Origin of the sequence: Antarctobacter aquimaris, from assembly GCF_900184945.1 — a bacterium.
GTDB classification, from domain to species: domain Bacteria; phylum Pseudomonadota; class Alphaproteobacteria; order Rhodobacterales; family Rhodobacteraceae; genus Maliponia; species Maliponia aquimaris.
Map to the genome: position 1 here is coordinate 1 of NZ_FXYF01000030.1, position 15838 is coordinate 15838.

The following is a 15838-nucleotide window of genomic DNA, read 5'->3' on the forward strand; positions in this document are numbered from 1 at the left end:
CTCATTGCAGCGGTCCTTTCCGGCCTTCGGGATCGTGGATCATGGCGGTTTCGATGAGAGGCGCGAGGGGCCGCTTTTCGGTTTTGGCGGTCTCGGCATCCGTGATCAGACCGGCCACCAGCTCGTCCAGTTCCTTCGCGTCCTCCGTGGTTCCGCCTTCCTTGGTCACGATGGCGGCAATCCGCTGGCCATAGTTCCACGCGATTGTCGGAAACTCGCCCATCGCCAGGGCAAGGCGGCGCGTCTCTTCGATCTGCGATGCCTTGAGGGCGATGATCACTTTCACGTCACGATCAGACATTGCCGCCTCCCTGCGCAGAAAGTCCCAGGTACAGCAACGCCGCCTTTACATCCGCCGCCGTGACCTTCCCATCCCCGGCCCGCTGCGCCGCGTGGTCCAGCACCCGCTTCACGTCCGCAAGGCCACCATGCCGCTTGGCTGTGGCCGCGAGGGCATCCGTGATCGTGGCATCCGTCACCCCCCGCGCCGCCGCAAAAGCGGCCACGTCGCCTTTCGGGATGGACCGGATCACCACGGGCCGCACCATGCGCCGCCGGAGCTGCGGAACCGCGCCGATCGTGTCGGCAAGCGACAGGTCGCCGCAGAACACGACAGAAAAATAGCCCTCCTCGGCCATGGCGCGCACCCACTCGAAGGCATCGAAGTTGAAACCGCCGCGCGGGTTGTAGGTCGCCATATACTGCGCCTCATCGAAGATCACGACACGCCCGGCGCCGATGGCCTCGGTGATCCGCAAACGCTCTTCCCGCATCCGGCGGTTGTTCGGCACGCCCATTTCGAACAACTCCATGAAGGCGGCTGCCAGGTCCCAGATTTTGCCTTCACCCGCGACGATATCGAGCTTGATGGCCTCGGGGTTGTTCTGGACGTAGCGCAACATGGTCTCGGACTTGCCGCTACCGGGGATGCCCGCCACCATGGTCAGGGTGCCCGGCTCGTCCGCGACCAGCTTGACCGACCGCAGGATGTCCTTCGCCGTCTCCGTCAGGATCAGCCCGGACGCGGGCCTCGGCTGTATGGGCTTGATGATATGCAGATGCTCTGCCATTCTGGTCTCCGCTTTGCTTGGCGGGCTTGCGCCCGCCGGTGAATGGCCCGTGACGTGGTTCAGACGTCACTGGCCGCTTAGAACGCGCCTCGGGTCGAACCCGGGGGCACGGTCGAATTCTTCAATCACTCCTGACAGTTCGTCATCCTCAACGGGATCTTCCTGCCGCGAGGCCAGCACCCGCCCGAAGCGTGCGCCCACAACCTTGCGCGGCGGTGTCGGCGGGGCATCGTCCACCTTCGACGCCGCGTTGAGCGCTGCCATGGCCGCGCGCATCGTCGCATCGTCCAGGTAGTCGTTTGCGGCCTTGGCCGCGTCCGTCGCCACCCGAGCCGCCTTGCGGTTGCGGGCTGCGTCCCGTATGCCGTCAACGCTGGCGTAGGGGCCGCGCTTCACCGGCTCGATGCCCCGGCAGATCAGGTTGCCGGCATCGTCAAAGGCCATGGCCGGCGCGCTGAAATCGTCCGGGTCGCGCCCCAGGAGGATGCGTTGACCGGTGCCGTGGAAGCGCAACAGCGCCTGTTGCGTCTCCGGCCCGCCATACTGCCAGCCGTTGGCCGCAACGCGCCCGTAGCGGTCAACCGCAACCGGCTTCCAGATCAGCCCAGCAAGGTAGAGTTGTTCAGCCGATGCCCGGCGCACCGGACGCCCGAGCTGTTCCCGCTCCGCCAGCCCGTCGCGCAACATCTCCTGATAGGAGCGGCCGCGCGCGCCTTGGCTGCGCCGTCCGGGTTCCCGGTTATGCCGCGCAATCTCGCGCGCCAGGACCGCCTTCGCGGTCTCGACAGGGACCGGCACCACCTTGGGCGAAGGGCTGGCACCGGGGGCGTGCCCTGCATGTGCGCCCAAGAACTCCGGCCCATCGTCCACCGCTCGCGACAGGGCGGCAAAGGTGCGCTCCGCGATCTTGGCCTGCGCGTTCTTGGGCAGGGCGAATACCGTCTGGATGCCCATGATCTTGCAGATACCCATCGGCTGCACGCCCGTCGCGGCACCGTTGCGGAAGCGATGCGGCATCCCGCCCGCCACCAGGTGCCCGGCAAAGGCGGAACCGTTGTCGGTGTAGAGCGTGTCGAAGATGCCGTGGCGCTCGCACACCCGCTTGATCAGCCGCACCGTGCCCACCGCGTTCTCGGAGGGGCCAAGTTCCCAGTCCAGGACCATGTTCGATGCCACGTCCACCAGCACCAGCATCACGGGCCGCGCCGCCTTGCCGTCGCCCCAGTCCACCCAGAAATCGAGCGTGCGCCCGTCCAGGGAAACCAGCTCAAGCGGCAAGAGCGTCGTCTGTCCCGTTGCGCCGGGATGCTCAGCCGCTTGGCGGTTTCGTCGCGGCCATGCCGTGCGTGCATTCGCTGCGCCTCGCTCAACTCCTTCCAGCGGCGGAAGAAAGTCGCATAGGAGGGCACCGACCATCCCGTCACCCGGCCCGCATCCCGCACGCGCCGCCACGCCTCTTTCAGGGGCCAGTCCGGCGCGGCGTCCCGGATCATCGTCAGGAAGAAGCGCCATGCCTCTTCGCTGAACTCCGCGTGCTTTGCCGTGGGCTTGTAGTTGTCCAGGAGCGCGGGCGCGTAGTTGATCGGATCGACGCCTTTAACACGCCGTTCAACACGCATTAAATCCTTGTCGGAGGTCCCGTCTTTCCCGAACTTTTGCCGCACCACGGCGAACAACTCTTTGCCTTTCAGGCCCCGTGCCCGAAGGCCGGTCAGTGTAGCCGCGATCAGCGCCTTGCGCTCCGCCCGCGCGCGGGCCTTGGCCGGAGCCTCCATGAACACCGCGTGCGCCGCGTCGTCGAACTGGCCTTGATCGAGGTGCAGCCGGTCCAGCTCGCGCCGCCAATAGGCCCGCCGCACCTTCTCGGGGAGGTCGGAAATGGAAACGTGTTCGGCTTGGCCGCCTTGTACCTTTCGGGAGGTCGTCTTGATGCCTTGACGGTCGAGCCACGCAAACGCTGCCGTCTTGTCGCTCGGCACACCTGCAAGACCGCAGATATTGCTTACTCGAACGATCACCTTTGCGCCCCGGCGAAGCAAATCTTCTGAACTCGGGATACCAAAGCATCGGCCTTCTCGCCCTGCCATTCGCCTTTCAAGGCTTTGGTAAGGTTCTGCCTTTTGACACCCAGCTCACTGGCGAGTTTTGAGAGCGACGATCCGCGCAGGATCAATGCTGCCCTTACCTCTTTCACCAATTGATCTGATGGAGTACAGTTTGCTATGTGTCCGCATGCCTACGTATCGGTATACATGCAAACTATTCTGAAAGCATATCGGGGTCAAGTGCCGTCGTGACAGACTTCATTGAGAACGCGTTGCAACGTCTTCGAGAAGTAGTCGGGGCGTCAAACGATACGGAACTTGCGGACAAGCTCGGAGTTCACAAAAGCACTATCTCGTCGTGGAAGACGCGGGGAAGTATTCCAAGTCGATACCTTGAGGTCTTGGAAGCCGGAACATCACCGACAATGCACACGCCGCCTGCAAATTGGGGCACATGGCACGACTACGCGTTCGGCCTGTCGCTGCTTCGTTTCTCAAACGCTGTTCGGCCATTGAACGATGCGAGAGACTACAAGCAGATCGTCAGTTCCTACATGGCTGGCGGCGCATTTTTCCAGATCATGTTTCAAGCTGAAGCGCAGCTAAACGCTCTTCGACGCGAAGACGGCTACAACCTTCAGACCGCATTCGCGATGGCGATACATGAATACCTGGGAAATCTGGAAGCGAACATGCAATCGGATCGTGAACTGTTGCGGGAACACGGTTTCGACTGCCCAAAGTAACCGTCGAGTGTGGGCAATTCACCCCACACTTCCGCGCAAGCCTTCACTGAAATCATTGGATTTTTTCCGACGCCTCCGGCTCCGGATAGGCCATTTCAGCCCGAAATTCCCGGAAAAGTATCAAACCCGGTGAAATCGCCCCTCCGCAACCAACTGAAAACGCTTGATCTTTTTTCCGGCAAGGGTCAAACCATGTGAACGCCGTCAGCAGCGCCCCCTGCGCCGTCAAACCGGCGCGCGACGCCGCCATCGCAGCAGCCGCCCGTCCAGCACCGCCAGCCCCAGCGCCAGCAGCAGCAGGCCGGCATAGGCCTCGGTGTGCAGTTCCTCGCCGCGCACCAGCGCGCCCAGCACGATGGCCACCGGCGGGATCAGCAGGGTGACCAGCATCAGGTTGCCCGAGCCCGCCATGGCCAGCACCCGGTAGTAGAGAAGATAGGCGCAAGCGGTTGCGATCAGGGCATAATAGAGGATCCCGGCCCAGGTGGCGGGGTGCAGGTCCAGGTTCGGTACCCCTTCGGACCAGAGCGTCAGCGGCAGCATGACCAACGAGGAACAGGTCAGCATCCCCGCCGCCGCCGCCAGCGGCGCCAGCTGTCCCGACAGCCGTGACCGCGCCCACGCCCCGGCGCAGGCGTAGGAGAATGTGCCTGCAATCACCGCCAGTTGCGCGGTGGAGGTGAGATCGAGGTTGAGCAGCGCGGCCGGACCGATGGCGGTGGCCACCCCGGCAAAGCCCAGCGTGACCCCCAGTGCCTTGCGCGCCGTCAGCTTTTCGTCGGCAAAGACGATCGCCGCGACCAGCACGCCGAAAATCGCCGTGGTCGCGTTCAGGATCGAGGTCAGGCCGGTGGGAATGTGCAGCTGCCCCCAGGCCATCAGGGTAAAGGGGATGACGTTGTTGAGCACGCCCATCACCAGCAGGCTGGCCCAGAGGCGCGCACCGCGCGGCACCTTGATGCCGCGCAGCCAGATCACCGGCCAGAGCGCCAGCGCCGCGATGCCGGTGCGGAACAGCACCGAGGTCAGCGGCCCGATCTCGTCCAGCGCGGTGCGGATGGCGAGAAAGGAACCGCCCCAGATGAGGCCGAGCAGGATCAGTTCGGCCCAGGCGCGGGGGGAAAGCGAGGTCTGTGTCATGGCTCTGCGATACGCCATTGCCGGGCAGACACGCGACCCGGAAATTGCGCATTGTCTCCTGCCGGAATGAAAAAGAGGCCGCGCGCGGCGGCCTCCTCGTCGGTTGTCCATCCCGCGCCGTGCAGGACGGCCCGGGATGATTGGATCAGAACGACATCTCGGCCTTGAAGCCGATGGCGACGATGCTGTTGTCGGTAAAGCGTGCAACCTTGCGGTCGGCCACGCCCGGATAGGCATCCGTCACCATCAGGTAGCTGAGACCGCCCGACACGTTCCACCTGTCCGTCTTGTAGCGGCCGCCCAGCGAGATGCCCTTGACCCCGTCGGTCGGCGCCAGCGGCGACACGATCTGTTCGCCGTCCTCCGGTTCGAAGATGTAGGTCAGCGATGCCGAGAACTGGTCGTTGAACTGCCGCGCCACGCCCAGCGTGTAGCGGTGGCCGTCCTCGATGGTGACAAGGTCGCGGCCCAGCACGGTGGGCGTGATGTTGACCTGGCTGAACTCGGACCAGCGGTAGGAGGCGGTCAGCAGGGTGCCGGCCGCGATTCCGGTCTGGAAGTCGAGGTTGAAGCTGCGCGGCGTCACGAAGTCGATGGTGTTGTCGTAGCCGGGGGTCGAGCCGTCGTAGTCGGTGCCCAGCAGGCTTTCGCTGATCTTCGCGCTGTGCTTGGTCTCGAACCGGTAGGTGCCGGCGATCCGCAGGGCGATGTCCGGGATCTCGTAGGCGGCGCCGATCAGGTAGGTCGGCTTGGTGCTGTCTTCCATGCGGAAGGAATATCCGTCGGTCGCGTTGAAGCCGGCCACAGCCGTGCGCACCCGCGCGCCCAGGGCCGCGGTCGTGCCCGCGCCATAGGCCCCGTCGATGGCCCCTGCTGCCGCGAGGTCGCCGCGCAGCGCCTTGCCCAGCAGCGCGCTGTCGAGGCCCGGCACCCGTGACGCCACGGCGGCGGTCGAGATCGCCGCCGCGTAGGCCTGGCCGTTCAGCGCGACGTTGGCGTCGATGCGTTCGACGCCAATGCCGCCGAAGACGCTGAACCGGTCGTTGATCTTGTACCGGCCGACAAAGGTCAGCGCGGTGCTGTCGACATCCGCCAGCGTGCCGCCCAGCGCCGTGGTCAGCGGGTCGTTGTCGTAAAAGACGTCCGCGCCGTAGGGCTGGTCGAGGATGACCGAGTAGTTGAACCGATCGTTCAGCGCGTTGGTGAAGCTGAGGCTGGATACCGAGTAGTCCTTGCCGGCGTCGTAGCTGTTTCCGGCGAGGTCCTTGCCCGTCACGTTGGGCATGACCAGCCCGAAGGTGGTGGTCACTGTCCCGTCGGCGGCAAAGATCGACGAAACGCTCTGGCCAGAGCGGTCCAACCCATCGGCCTGTGCACAGACCGACGACAAGGCCAGCAGGCTGGCCCCCGTTATCATTCTTTTCATTTTATCCCTCATCCCTGAGCGTGGGAAGTCTCCTGAGACGAAGGGTAGGTGCTGGTCCGGCGGGCGGTCAATTTTGACGATACGTCAACTTTACGTTCCCGGACGCAGCGTCATCAAAATGTAACAACCATGACGTGCGGCGGCGGTCCGGGCTGCGATTTTCCTTGCTTCACCGCCGGCGGCGCGTCTCGAACCAGATGTTGCCGTAGTTCGCGCCGAAGATGACCAGCGCCCCCAGCAGCACGAGCGGGTCCAGCGCCTCGGCGTAGAGCGCCACGCCGACGAGGGCGATCACCGGCAGGCGGGCGAAGTCGATCGGCATGACCACGGTGGCCGGGGCCAGCGACAGCGCGGTTGTCAGGCAGAAATGCGCGACAAGCCCCGCGATGGAAATCAGCGCGACCCAGGGCAGGCTGGTCGCGGCGGGCAGCGCGATGTCGCCGTCGAACCCGGCGCAGATCAGGCCAAAGGTGGCCTGCATCACGGTCAGCCAGAACAGGATGCAGGTGATCCGTTCGGTCCGTGTCAGCAGGCGGGTATAGACCGCCGACCCGGCAAATCCGATCGCCGCCAGGGCGGCGGTCAGCTGGCCGAACTCCAGCGTGTCGGGCGAGGGGCGGGTGACGATCAGGATGCCGACAAAGCCCAGCACCGCGGCGGCGATCCGGTTCGGGGTCAGTCGTTCGGACAGGATCAGCGCGCTCAGCAGCATCACCCAGAACGGCGAGGTGAATTCCAGCGCAAAGACCTGCGCCAGCGGGATCACGGTGATCGAATAGAACCACAGGTTCTGGCCGGAGAAATGGAACAGGTTTCGCAGCAGGTGTGTGCCCATGCGGCGCCGGGTGATGTGGCCCAGTGTGCCGGCCATACGCGCCACCGCGACCACCAGCACGATGCCGATCAGCGAGCGGTAGAGCATGATCTCGAAGGTATCGAGGTCGAGGCTCACGGCGCGGCCGGCGATGGCCATGACGGTAAAGGAGGCGATGGCGCCCGTCATCCAGAGGCAGCCGCGCAGGGTGTCGTGCATCGGGGGGTGTCCTGTCGTTCCGCCGCGCATTTGCCCAGAGGCGGCGCGGAATGTCCAGATGCCGCGCGGGTTTGGCGGTGTCGCGCGGTCGTGCGCTTCGACAGCGTGCGGCTGCTTTTTCGCAAGGGAAGACGCGCAGCGGCCCTCAGCCGGCCTTGTGCAGCAGCTGGGCGGCGGCTGGCGGCTGGTCCTGCAACTGGTCCAGGTGCCACAGGTCCGCCGTGCGGCGCGGCAGCGGCGGCGGGCGCCGGATGGCGATGCGGATGTCGGCGGCCGCCACGAGCAGCGCCGGGGCCGACGGCGCGGCGATGTAAAGCGGCCGCCAGCGCGGGGCAAAGCTGCTCTTGAAGCGCAGCAGCCCGGCGGTCTCCGACAGCCCGGCGGGCAGCGCGGGGTGGGGCAGCGCGGCAAGGTTGACCTCATTCAGCCGGGCGCGGCGCGCGTCGTCGATCACTGTCTGGATCAGCGCATGCATGGTGCCGGTCGGCAATTCGGGCAGGTGGCGCATGAGGTCCAGCGACAGCACGCCCGGACCCTCGACCCAGGAGGTGAAGGCAAGCAGGGTGTCGCCCTGGAACGCGCCGTAGAGCGGTTTGTCCGCCAGGTAGAGCGGGCAGTAGCGGCCCATGGTCAGGCCTCTTTCGGGGCCGTGCTCGGCCTCCCAGGCGGCGTGGATCCGCTGCAACGCGGCCCAGTCCGGCACGGCGAGGCGGCGCGCCGTGACGCCCCCGGCGCGCGCCTTGCGCAGAAAGCGGCGCAGCTGGCGGTGCTCGGGGCCGTCGATGTCATGGCGGCGCGGGTCGATCACCGCCTCGACGGCAAAGGCGGCGGTGATCCAGCCCGCCCGTCGCACCCGCGCCGCATCGCGGGCGGTCAGCTTGTAAAGGCAGGGCAGGCGGTTTTCGTCCCGCGCGGCGGTCTTGAGCGCCGGCAACAGCGGCTCGATCCGGCCGGTTTGCGGGCCGAGGAACAGGACCAGGCTGTGCGGGCTGCGCAGGGCGGTGGCGCAGGCGGCCCCGGCAAAGACGCCCCTGGTGTCGGACTGCGCGGCGATGGCCAGTTCGGCGCGGGGGCCGGAGCGCGGCAGGCGCGCGGATGAGCCCGGCGCGGCGTGCCAGGGCGCGGCCAGCAGCGCGTATCCCGCCCCCAAAAGGCAGGGCAGCGCGTAATGGATAAGGCGGTAGGCCAGCAGTGCCGCGGCGAGGTCCGGCGCGGCGGTGCCCGGCATCACGGTCAGCAGGGTCAGTTCGAACGGGCCGACGCCGCCCGGCGTGCCGCCCATCAGCCCGGCCCCCAGCGCCAGCGCGTAGGCGGCCAGCATCACCGGCAGGGGCGGCGCCACCCCGGCCGGCAGCAGCAGCGCCAGGGCAAGTCCCGCCAGCGCGATGTCGGCCCCGGCCAGCACCGTCATCGCCGCCATGCCGCGCAGCGACAGCAGCGCGATCACGCGGCGGCCGAGGGTCACGCGCGGCCACCACAGCAGCCCGGCGGCCAGTCCGGCGGCCCCGCAGGCAAAGGCGGGCAGGGTCAGCCAGGGAAGCCCGGCCAGCACCGGCAGCGCCAGCGTCACGGTCAGCAGCACCCAGGCGGCCAGGAAACTCAGCGTGACAAGCCCGGTGAGGCCGATGACAGTGGTGTGACCGAGGTCCGGCAGCAGCCGCCAGCGCAGCGCCGCGCCGACCGCCGGGCCAAAGCCGGTGGTCTGGCCCACGGCGATGGCGGCCGCCCCGGCGCGGCGGGCGACCCGGGGCGGGACGCCGGTGCGCAGGTGGCGGTGCGCCAACACGTCGTACTGCGCGATGGCGGCGAAACTCAGCGTGGTGGCAAGCGCCGCGGCGGCCCAGCGCCACAGCGGGATCTGCGAAAAGGCCACGCCGACGGCGGGCCAGTCCAGCGCGCGCGCCTCGTTCCAGAGCAGGCCGCACAGCGCCAGCCCAAGGAGAGGGGGCAGCAGGCGGCGGATCTGCCCCGCCGGCATTCCGTCTGCGATGTTCATTGGGGGGCGCTCCGCCGCAGTTAGTCCGGGCTTAGCAGAGCAAGCCGGGCCAAAAGGTTAACTTTCGCCCCGAAATCATGACAATCAAACGAAAAAGCGCGCCCGGACAAGGGGCGCGCCTGCGATCGGTCCGGTCCCTGGCGGGCGGTCAGACCTCTTTCATGATCTGGTCCTTGGCCAGGACCAGCAGCGCCGCGCGCTTGGAGCGGATCTCGTCGGCGGTGGCCTTGGCGCCGAGGTCCTTGGCGACCTTGCGCACCACGTCCTCGTGCCCGGCTTCCTCGAAATCGGCTTTCACCACCTCGACGGCATAGGCCTTGGCGTCTTCACCGCTCTTGCCCATCAGCTCGGCCGCCCAGAGGCCCAGCAGCTTGTTGCAGCGCGCTTCGGCGCGGAATTTCATTTCCTCGTCGTGGGCGTACTTGTTTTCAAACGCGTTTTCGCGATCGTCGAAGGTGGTCATGGCTGCGGCTCCCTCGCATGGGTCTCTTTGCCTTCGGGATATGACGCCCCGCGCGACATCGCGCAAGGGGTAGAAGCGCCGCAGCCGCCCCGGATGGCTTGCGGCGCGCAGGGGCGTGCATTATGGGAGGTTCAGCCCGCGCATGGATTCTCCCTGCGCGGCTGATCCGTTTGGAAGGGGCCCCGATGGCACGGCGCAAGAAGATCTACGAAGGCAAGGCAAAGATCCTTTACGAAGGTCCCGAACCGGGCACCATCGTGCAGTACTTCAAAGACGACGCGACGGCCTTCAACGCGCAGAAGAAGGACGTGATCGAAGGCAAGGGCGTGCTGAACAACCGCCTGAGCGAGTTCTTCATGACCGGCCTGAACGGCATCGGCGTGCCGACTCATTTCATCAAGCGCCTGAACATGCGCGAACAGCTGGTCCGTGCCTGCGAGATCATCCCGCTTGAGATCATCGTGCGTAACTATGCTGCCGGGTCGCTGTCCAAGCGGCTGGGCATCGAAGAGGGCACGCCCCTGCCGCGCCCGATCGTCGAGTATTGCTACAAGGACGACAAGCTGGGCGATCCGCTGGTCACCGAAGAGCACATCGCCGCCTTTGGCTGGGCCAGCCAACAGGACATGGACGACATCGTCGCGCTGGCGCTGCGGGTCAACGATTACCTGTCGGGCCTGATGTACGGCGTCGGCATCCGCCTGGTGGACTTCAAGATCGAGGTCGGCCGCGTCTACGACGGCGAATACCAGCGCCTGATCGTCGCCGACGAGATTTCGCCCGACAGCTGCCGGCTGTGGGACATCGAGACCGGCCAGAAGCTGGACAAGGACGTGTTCCGCCACGACCTGGGCAACCTGGCCGACGCCTACACCGAGGTGGCGCGCCGCCTGGGCGTGATGCCCAAGCAGGCCACCCACCTGGGCAAGCCCAAGCTGATCAACTGACACCGCGGCTCCGGGGGCGGGCGCCAGGCCCCCGGAAATCCGGACTTGGCGTTGTGGCGACCGGACCGCTAGGGTGGTGGGGACGTCATTTGTGTGAGTCCCGGGAATGCGCCGTTTCGCCCTGACCTGTTTCGCAGCGCTGGCCGCCGTGCCGCTGGCGGCGCAACCGGTCGAGTTCGACCCGGCGGATTTCGGCAAGATCATCGTCGCGCCGCGCCAGTCGACCGGCACCGGGGTGGTGCTGGAACAGGCCTTTGGCGACTACCAGAACGAACCCGTCCTGAACTACGGTGAAAAGAGCATCGCGCGGCGGCTGGGCATGCCGGTCGGACGGCTGGACGTGCTCTACAAGAATGGCAAGAGCGGCTATTGCACCGCCTTCATCGTCGATCCCGAACACCTTGTGACCAATCACCACTGCATTCCCGGCCTCAGCGGCGATGGCGTGCAGGCGGTGCAATTCGTGGCGGGCTACCTCAACTCGGGCCAGGCCGAGGGCGCGGAAAAGTTCCAGGTGGCGACCGAGGCGCTCGAGTCCAGCGCGCAGCTGGATTATTCGGTGCTGCGGGTGTTCGGCGACCCTTCGGCGCGCTTTGGCGCGGTCGAGATTGCCGACGCGGACCCGGAGGCATCTGAATTCCTCTGGATCATCGGCCACCCCCAGGGCCAGGTGCAGCACATCAGCCGCGAAGGCTGTGCCGCCGCCGATCCGCCGGTCTCCGAGGGCAAGGTGGTGCACAGCTGCGACACGCTGGGCGGCAACTCCGGCTCGCCAGTGTTCCGCGTCAGTGACCGCAAGGTGGTGGCGCTGCACCATGCCGGCGACAGCCGGACCGGCTTCAACTTTGCCATCCCGATGACCCGCATCCTGAAGAACAGCAAGATCCTCAAGGCCGCCGCCGCGCCGCCGTCCGAAGGTCAGGGCGCCTGCCAGGTGCTGTGGAACGCCGCCGGGCAGCACGGCTGCCTGGGCTACCAGACCTTCCTGACGCAATGCGCGGACCATCCGCTGGCGCCGCTGGCGCGTGGTCTGGCGGACCAGGTCTGCACCGACACCTCCTTCGCGGACCGGATCGCCGAGGCCGACCGCAGCGTCGCGGCCCGGCGCGCGGAGGTGGCGCGCGCGGAGGAGAGCCTTCAGGCCCATGCCGCGCATGTTTCGAACCTGATAGACGGGCTTGCGGCGCGGCGCGACGCGGCGGGGATTGCGCCCGAGGTCCAGCGCTTCTGGCAAAACGCCCATGCCGAGGCTCAGGCCGACCGCGACGCGGTGCTGGCCCCGACCGGCGAGATGCCGGACCTCTTGCGCGCCATCGACGCGGCCCGCGCCGCGCTGACGCGCGCCACGACCACGGCCGAGGTCGACACCGCGCTGGCCACGGCCGAGGCTAAGGCCGCGCAGGCGCGCGACCTGCTGGCCGCCGCCACGCAGCGCCGCACCGCGCTGGACGCCCGGCTGCCGGGGCTCGAGGCCGAGGCCGCGCGGCTGGCCGCTGCCGCCAGTGCGCAGGGCGGCTCGGAAACGCGCATCGCCGAGGCCGAGGCCCTGCGCGGGCAGGTCGAAGGCGACATCACCGTCACCCGGATCCTGCTGGAGGGGTATCCCGAGTTGCTGAGCGCGGCGCGCAGCGGCCAGCGCCGGGCCGAGGCCGCGCGGGCACCCGCCGCCGCCGAGGTGGCCGACCTCTGGCAGGACTTCGCGCGCGACACCGCCTTTGAATACACCCGCGCGCGCACCCGGATGGCGGCGCTGGAAGCCGAACTGCCCAGGATGACCGAATTCCTCAAGGTCCTGAAAGTGTCCGACGAGGCCGAGCAGATGGAGATGGCGGCCGAGATCGCGCGGATCGCCGGCCAGGCGCGGGACTGGCGCAACCTTGCGGCGCAACAGGTCTCGGACCGCAAGACGCGCCTGCGCGAGATCGAGGCGCGCGAGGCGCTGCTGCGCGAACAGCACGCCGCGCGGCCCGCCGTCGTCACCCGCTGTCTCGAACTGGGCGCGCCGCAGTTCAGCGTCGAGGGCATCGAAGGCGTGGCGACCTCGGATTTCGACGAACGCGCCGCGTTCGAGGTGTGCAGCGAGGCCGTCAAGGTCAGCGACGAGGTGGCGGTGCGCTACGCGCTGGCCCGCGCGCAGTACGAACTGGGCAACCAGTCCGCCGCCACCGCGGTCTTCCGCGCTCTGGCGGACGAAGGTTTCCTGCCGGCGATGTACCACCTCGGCACCGTCTACAACTCGGGGCGCGGGGTGCCGCGCGACTATGCCAAGGCGCTGAAGATCTTCGAGGAAACGGCTGCGGCGGGCTATCCGCAGGGCAAGTTCTCGCTCGGGGTCTACTACAGCCTCGGCCGGGCCGTGCGCACCGATCACACGCGCGCCGCCGCGCTGCTGATCGACTCCATCGCCGATGGCTACGCCCATCCGATCACCCAGCTGGGCAAACTGCCCAACGGCACCATCCGCGCGATGCAGGCCGATCTGGCCGCGCGCGGCCTGTTGTCGCCGGGGGACGTGGACGGCGCCTTTGGTCCCCGGACGCGCGGCGTGCTGGAGCAGCTTGTCGGCACAAACCGGCGCTGACGGCGCCGCGCGCCCTTGCGCCTGGACTCCGAGCACCTGGAAGAAAGCCCGCGCGAATCGGCGTCCGGAAGACCTTCAGGCAAGGAATTCTTTACTTGGCGGGGGAAGTCCGCTCACGTAGGTTCAATGGCATATTCTTGCCAACGGGGACATTGTCATGCGTCAAGTCATCTCAGCAATCGCGCTCTGCGCAGGGGCGGTCATTGCCGGTCAGTCCCTGGCACAGACCGGACCCGCCGAATTCGATCCTTCGGATTTCGGCAAAATCATCATCCAGCCGCGCCAGGCGGCCTCGGGCGGGGCCAACGGCCTTGTCTTCGAACAGGCCTTTGGCGACTACCAGAACGAGCCCATCATCAAGTACGGCGAAACCAGCCCGGCGGTGCGCCTGGGCAAGCCGATCGGGCGGCTGGACATGCTGTTCAAGGACGGCAAGACCGGCTTCTGCACGGCCTTCATCGTCGACGACCAGCACATCCTGACCAATCACCACTGCATTCCGGGCATGGACGGCGACCCGACCGGCTCGGACAGCGGCGTGCAGGCGGCGCAGTTCGTTGCCGGCTTCATCAAGCCGGGCAGTTCCGAGGGGGTCGACCGTTATACCGTCAGCCCGCAGATCATCGAGACCAGCCGCGAGCTGGACTACACCGTGCTGCGCGTCTTCGGCAACCCGTCGACCAAGTACGGCAAGCTGGAACTGGCGCAGGCCGATCCGGAAGACGGCGAATTCCTCTGGATCATCGGTCACCCGCAGGGCCAGGCCCAGCACATCAGCCGCGAAGGCTGTGCCGCCGCCAACCCGGCGATTTCGACCGAGGGCAAGCTGATGCACAGCTGCGACACGCTGGGCGGCAACTCCGGCTCGCCGGTGCTGCGACTCAGCGACAAGCGCGTGGTCGCGCTGCACCATGCCGGCGACAGCCGCACCGGCTTCAACATGGCGATTCCGATGACCCGGATCCTGCCGCAAAGCCGCGTGTTGAAGGCCGCGGTTGTCGGCTCTGGGATCGCGCCGGCCACGCCGACACCGACGCCCACCCCGACCCCCACGCCGACCCCGACGCCGGTGGCGCAGGGCGACGTCTGCTCGGCGCTCTGGGCCGAGGCCAAGATCCTGGGCTGCGCGGGCTACGAGGCCTACCTGACCGACTGCTCCAAGCACACCTTCGCCACCATGGCGTCCCGCATCCTCGAGCGCGAGTGCTCGGTGCCCACCGTGGCGCCGCCGGCCTCCGACGTGCCGGTGCTGACGGTCAAGGCCACCGGCGGCGGCGACTATCGCGACCTGGCCGATGCGGTCGCCTCGGCCGAGCCGGGCACCCGCATCGAGGTCTACCCGGGCACCTACACCCGCGGCATCGACGTGTCCAAGCCGCTGGAGATCGTCGGCGTGGGCCCGGTCAAGGACATCGTGCTGCAGGTCGCCGAAGCGAACGCGGTGCGCTGGACCGCCGAGTCGGGCCGCATCGCGCGGATGACCATCCTCCAGGACGGCGGCCAGTACTTCAACGTGCACATCGCCGGCGGCTCCGTCATCCTCGAGGACAACGACATGTCGTCCAAGGGCCTGGCCGTGCTGGCCATCCGGGGCAACGACGGCGCCACCGTCCGCCGCAACATCATCCGCGACGGCGCGCAGGGCGGCATCTTCATGTTCGAAAACGGCAAGGCGCTGATCGAGGACAACACGATCTTCGGCAACTCCCTCGCCGGTCTCGAGGTCAAGGAAGGCGCCGACCCGGTCGTCAAGAACAACACCATGCGGGACGGCGGCGGCTCGGGCATCTTCATCAACGAGGGCGGCAAGGGCCGGTACGAGGCCAACATCGTCTTCAACAACGCCCTGTCCGGCATCGAGGCCAAGGCCGCGGATGACCCGCTGATCATCGGCAACACCGTGCGCGACGGCCAGCAGGGTGGGATCATGACCTCGGACGGCGCCACCGTGCGGATCACCAAGAACGAGATATACGGCAACGCCTACGCCGGGATCGAGATCAAGTCGAACTCGAACCCCTCGGTCTACGAGAACGTCCTGCGCGACGGCATCCAGTCCGGCATCTACGTGCACGACGGCGGCCGCGGCGTGATCGAGAACAACGAGATCGTGCGCAACGGCTTCTACGGGATCTCGGTCAAGGATGCCTCGACCCCGATCGTCCGCTCGAACAAGATCGCCGCCAACGTCTACGAGGCGATCCGGGTGCGCGAAGGCGGCGGCGGCACCTACGAGAACAACGACCTGGCCGGCAACACCGCGGGCACCTTCCGGATCGAGGCCGATGCCGGCAACGTCATCCGCCGCGGCAACAAGGAATAAGCGGGCCGCACAGGACCGCGACGGCGCCGCCCCCCAACCGGGGGCGGCGTTCTGCATTTCGGGGCTTT

13 protein-coding genes are annotated in these 15838 nt (G+C 67.2%); 4 read left to right on the forward strand and 9 right to left on the reverse strand.

Annotated elements, in window-relative coordinates:
• Nucleotide 1: 1 nt before the first annotated feature.
• From MAA8898_RS25025 to MAA8898_RS25040, 4 genes are all read right to left on the reverse strand, one after another.
• Nucleotides 2–301 carry a hypothetical protein gene (locus MAA8898_RS25025; protein WP_094023745.1) on the reverse strand — a complete coding sequence of 100 codons (300 nt, stop codon included), beginning with the start codon at nucleotides 299–301 and terminating at the stop codon, nucleotides 2–4.
• On the reverse strand, nucleotides 294–1070 hold the full coding sequence (locus tag MAA8898_RS25030; RefSeq protein WP_094023746.1) for an AAA family ATPase: 777 nt from the start codon (nucleotides 1068–1070) through the stop codon (nucleotides 294–296). Before MAA8898_RS25030 ends, MAA8898_RS25025 begins: the two co-directional genes overlap by 8 nt.
• A 66-nt stretch (nucleotides 1071–1136) precedes the next feature.
• Nucleotides 1137–2348, reverse strand: coding sequence for a transposase domain-containing protein (locus tag MAA8898_RS25035; RefSeq protein WP_176445324.1), 1212 nt, complete (start codon nucleotides 2346–2348; stop codon nucleotides 1137–1139).
• The gene (locus MAA8898_RS25040) at nucleotides 2264–3088 is read right to left on the reverse strand and encodes a DNA-binding domain-containing protein (RefSeq protein ID WP_176445325.1); all 825 of its coding nucleotides are present in this window, start codon (nucleotides 3086–3088) and stop codon (nucleotides 2264–2266) included. Before MAA8898_RS25040 ends, MAA8898_RS25035 begins: the two co-directional genes overlap by 85 nt.
• 275 nt (nucleotides 3089–3363) lie before the next feature.
• Here MAA8898_RS25040 and MAA8898_RS25045 point away from each other — a divergent pair, with 275 nt between their 5' ends.
• Complete coding sequence (locus tag MAA8898_RS25045) at nucleotides 3364–3861, forward strand: helix-turn-helix domain-containing protein (RefSeq protein ID WP_176445326.1); 498 nt, start codon at nucleotides 3364–3366, stop codon at nucleotides 3859–3861.
• A 225-nt stretch (nucleotides 3862–4086) separates the two neighbouring features.
• On the opposite strand, the gene MAA8898_RS25050 is transcribed toward MAA8898_RS25045, so the two are convergent.
• The 5 genes from MAA8898_RS25050 to MAA8898_RS25070 form a co-directional block, all read right to left on the reverse strand.
• Nucleotides 4087–5001 (reverse strand): DMT family transporter, encoded by a 915-nt coding sequence (locus tag MAA8898_RS25050; protein ID WP_094023750.1) that lies wholly within the window; start codon nucleotides 4999–5001, stop codon nucleotides 4087–4089.
• Nucleotides 5002–5146: 145 nt separating this feature from the next.
• Nucleotides 5147–6427 (reverse strand): outer membrane protein transport protein, encoded by a 1281-nt coding sequence (locus MAA8898_RS25055; RefSeq protein WP_176445327.1) that lies wholly within the window; start codon nucleotides 6425–6427, stop codon nucleotides 5147–5149.
• A 169-nt stretch (nucleotides 6428–6596) separates the two neighbouring features.
• Nucleotides 6597–7460: a DMT family transporter gene (locus MAA8898_RS25060; RefSeq protein ID WP_094023752.1), complete on the reverse strand. Its 864-nt coding sequence runs from the start codon at nucleotides 7458–7460 to the stop codon at nucleotides 6597–6599.
• A gap of 145 nt (nucleotides 7461–7605) precedes the next feature.
• A complete protein-coding gene (locus MAA8898_RS25065; RefSeq protein WP_094023753.1) occupies nucleotides 7606–9456 on the reverse strand; it encodes a phosphatidylglycerol lysyltransferase domain-containing protein in 1851 nt (616 codons plus the stop codon).
• Nucleotides 9457–9604: 148 nt separating this feature from the next.
• Nucleotides 9605–9919: a DUF1476 domain-containing protein gene (locus tag MAA8898_RS25070; RefSeq protein ID WP_094023754.1), complete on the reverse strand. Its 315-nt coding sequence runs from the start codon at nucleotides 9917–9919 to the stop codon at nucleotides 9605–9607.
• Between the two features lie 185 nt (nucleotides 9920–10104).
• On the opposite strand from MAA8898_RS25070, the gene purC reads away from it, so the two are divergent.
• The 3 genes from purC to MAA8898_RS25085 all read left to right on the forward strand — a co-directional run bounded on the left by purC (nucleotide 10105) and on the right by MAA8898_RS25085 (nucleotide 15770).
• Nucleotides 10105–10866, forward strand: a complete 762-nt coding sequence (gene purC, locus MAA8898_RS25075; protein WP_094023755.1) for a phosphoribosylaminoimidazolesuccinocarboxamide synthase — start codon at nucleotides 10105–10107, stop codon at nucleotides 10864–10866.
• 106 nt (nucleotides 10867–10972) lie between these two features.
• Complete coding sequence (locus MAA8898_RS25080) at nucleotides 10973–13447, forward strand: bifunctional trypsin-like peptidase domain-containing/SEL1-like repeat protein (RefSeq protein WP_094023756.1); 2475 nt, start codon at nucleotides 10973–10975, stop codon at nucleotides 13445–13447.
• Nucleotides 13448–13604: 157 nt separating this feature from the next.
• Nucleotides 13605–15770, forward strand: coding sequence for a right-handed parallel beta-helix repeat-containing protein (locus tag MAA8898_RS25085; RefSeq protein ID WP_094023757.1), 2166 nt, complete (start codon nucleotides 13605–13607; stop codon nucleotides 15768–15770).
• Nucleotides 15771–15838 lie beyond the last annotated feature (68 nt).

Bases quoted from the DNA above. Each gene is read 5' to 3' on its own strand.
- MAA8898_RS25065 (WP_094023753.1), bottom strand. From the start codon at position 9,456: ATGAACATCGCAGACGGAATGCCGGCGGGGCAGATCCGCCGCCTGCTG.
- MAA8898_RS25055 (WP_176445327.1), bottom strand. From the start codon at position 6,427: ATGAAAAGAATGATAACGGGGGCCAGCCTGCTGGCCTTGTCGTCGGTC.
- MAA8898_RS25030 (WP_094023746.1), bottom strand. From the start codon at position 1,070: ATGGCAGAGCATCTGCATATCATCAAGCCCATACAGCCGAGGCCCGCG.
- MAA8898_RS25085 (WP_094023757.1), top strand. From the start codon at position 13,605: ATGCGTCAAGTCATCTCAGCAATCGCGCTCTGCGCAGGGGCGGTCATT.
- purC (WP_094023755.1), top strand. From the start codon at position 10,105: ATGGCACGGCGCAAGAAGATCTACGAAGGCAAGGCAAAGATCCTTTAC.
- MAA8898_RS25080 (WP_094023756.1), top strand. From the start codon at position 10,973: ATGCGCCGTTTCGCCCTGACCTGTTTCGCAGCGCTGGCCGCCGTGCCG.
- MAA8898_RS25025 (WP_094023745.1), bottom strand. From the start codon at position 301: ATGTCTGATCGTGACGTGAAAGTGATCATCGCCCTCAAGGCATCGCAG.
- MAA8898_RS25050 (WP_094023750.1), bottom strand. From the start codon at position 5,001: ATGACACAGACCTCGCTTTCCCCCCGCGCCTGGGCCGAACTGATCCTG.
- MAA8898_RS25060 (WP_094023752.1), bottom strand. From the start codon at position 7,460: ATGCACGACACCCTGCGCGGCTGCCTCTGGATGACGGGCGCCATCGCC.
- MAA8898_RS25070 (WP_094023754.1), bottom strand. From the start codon at position 9,919: ATGACCACCTTCGACGATCGCGAAAACGCGTTTGAAAACAAGTACGCC.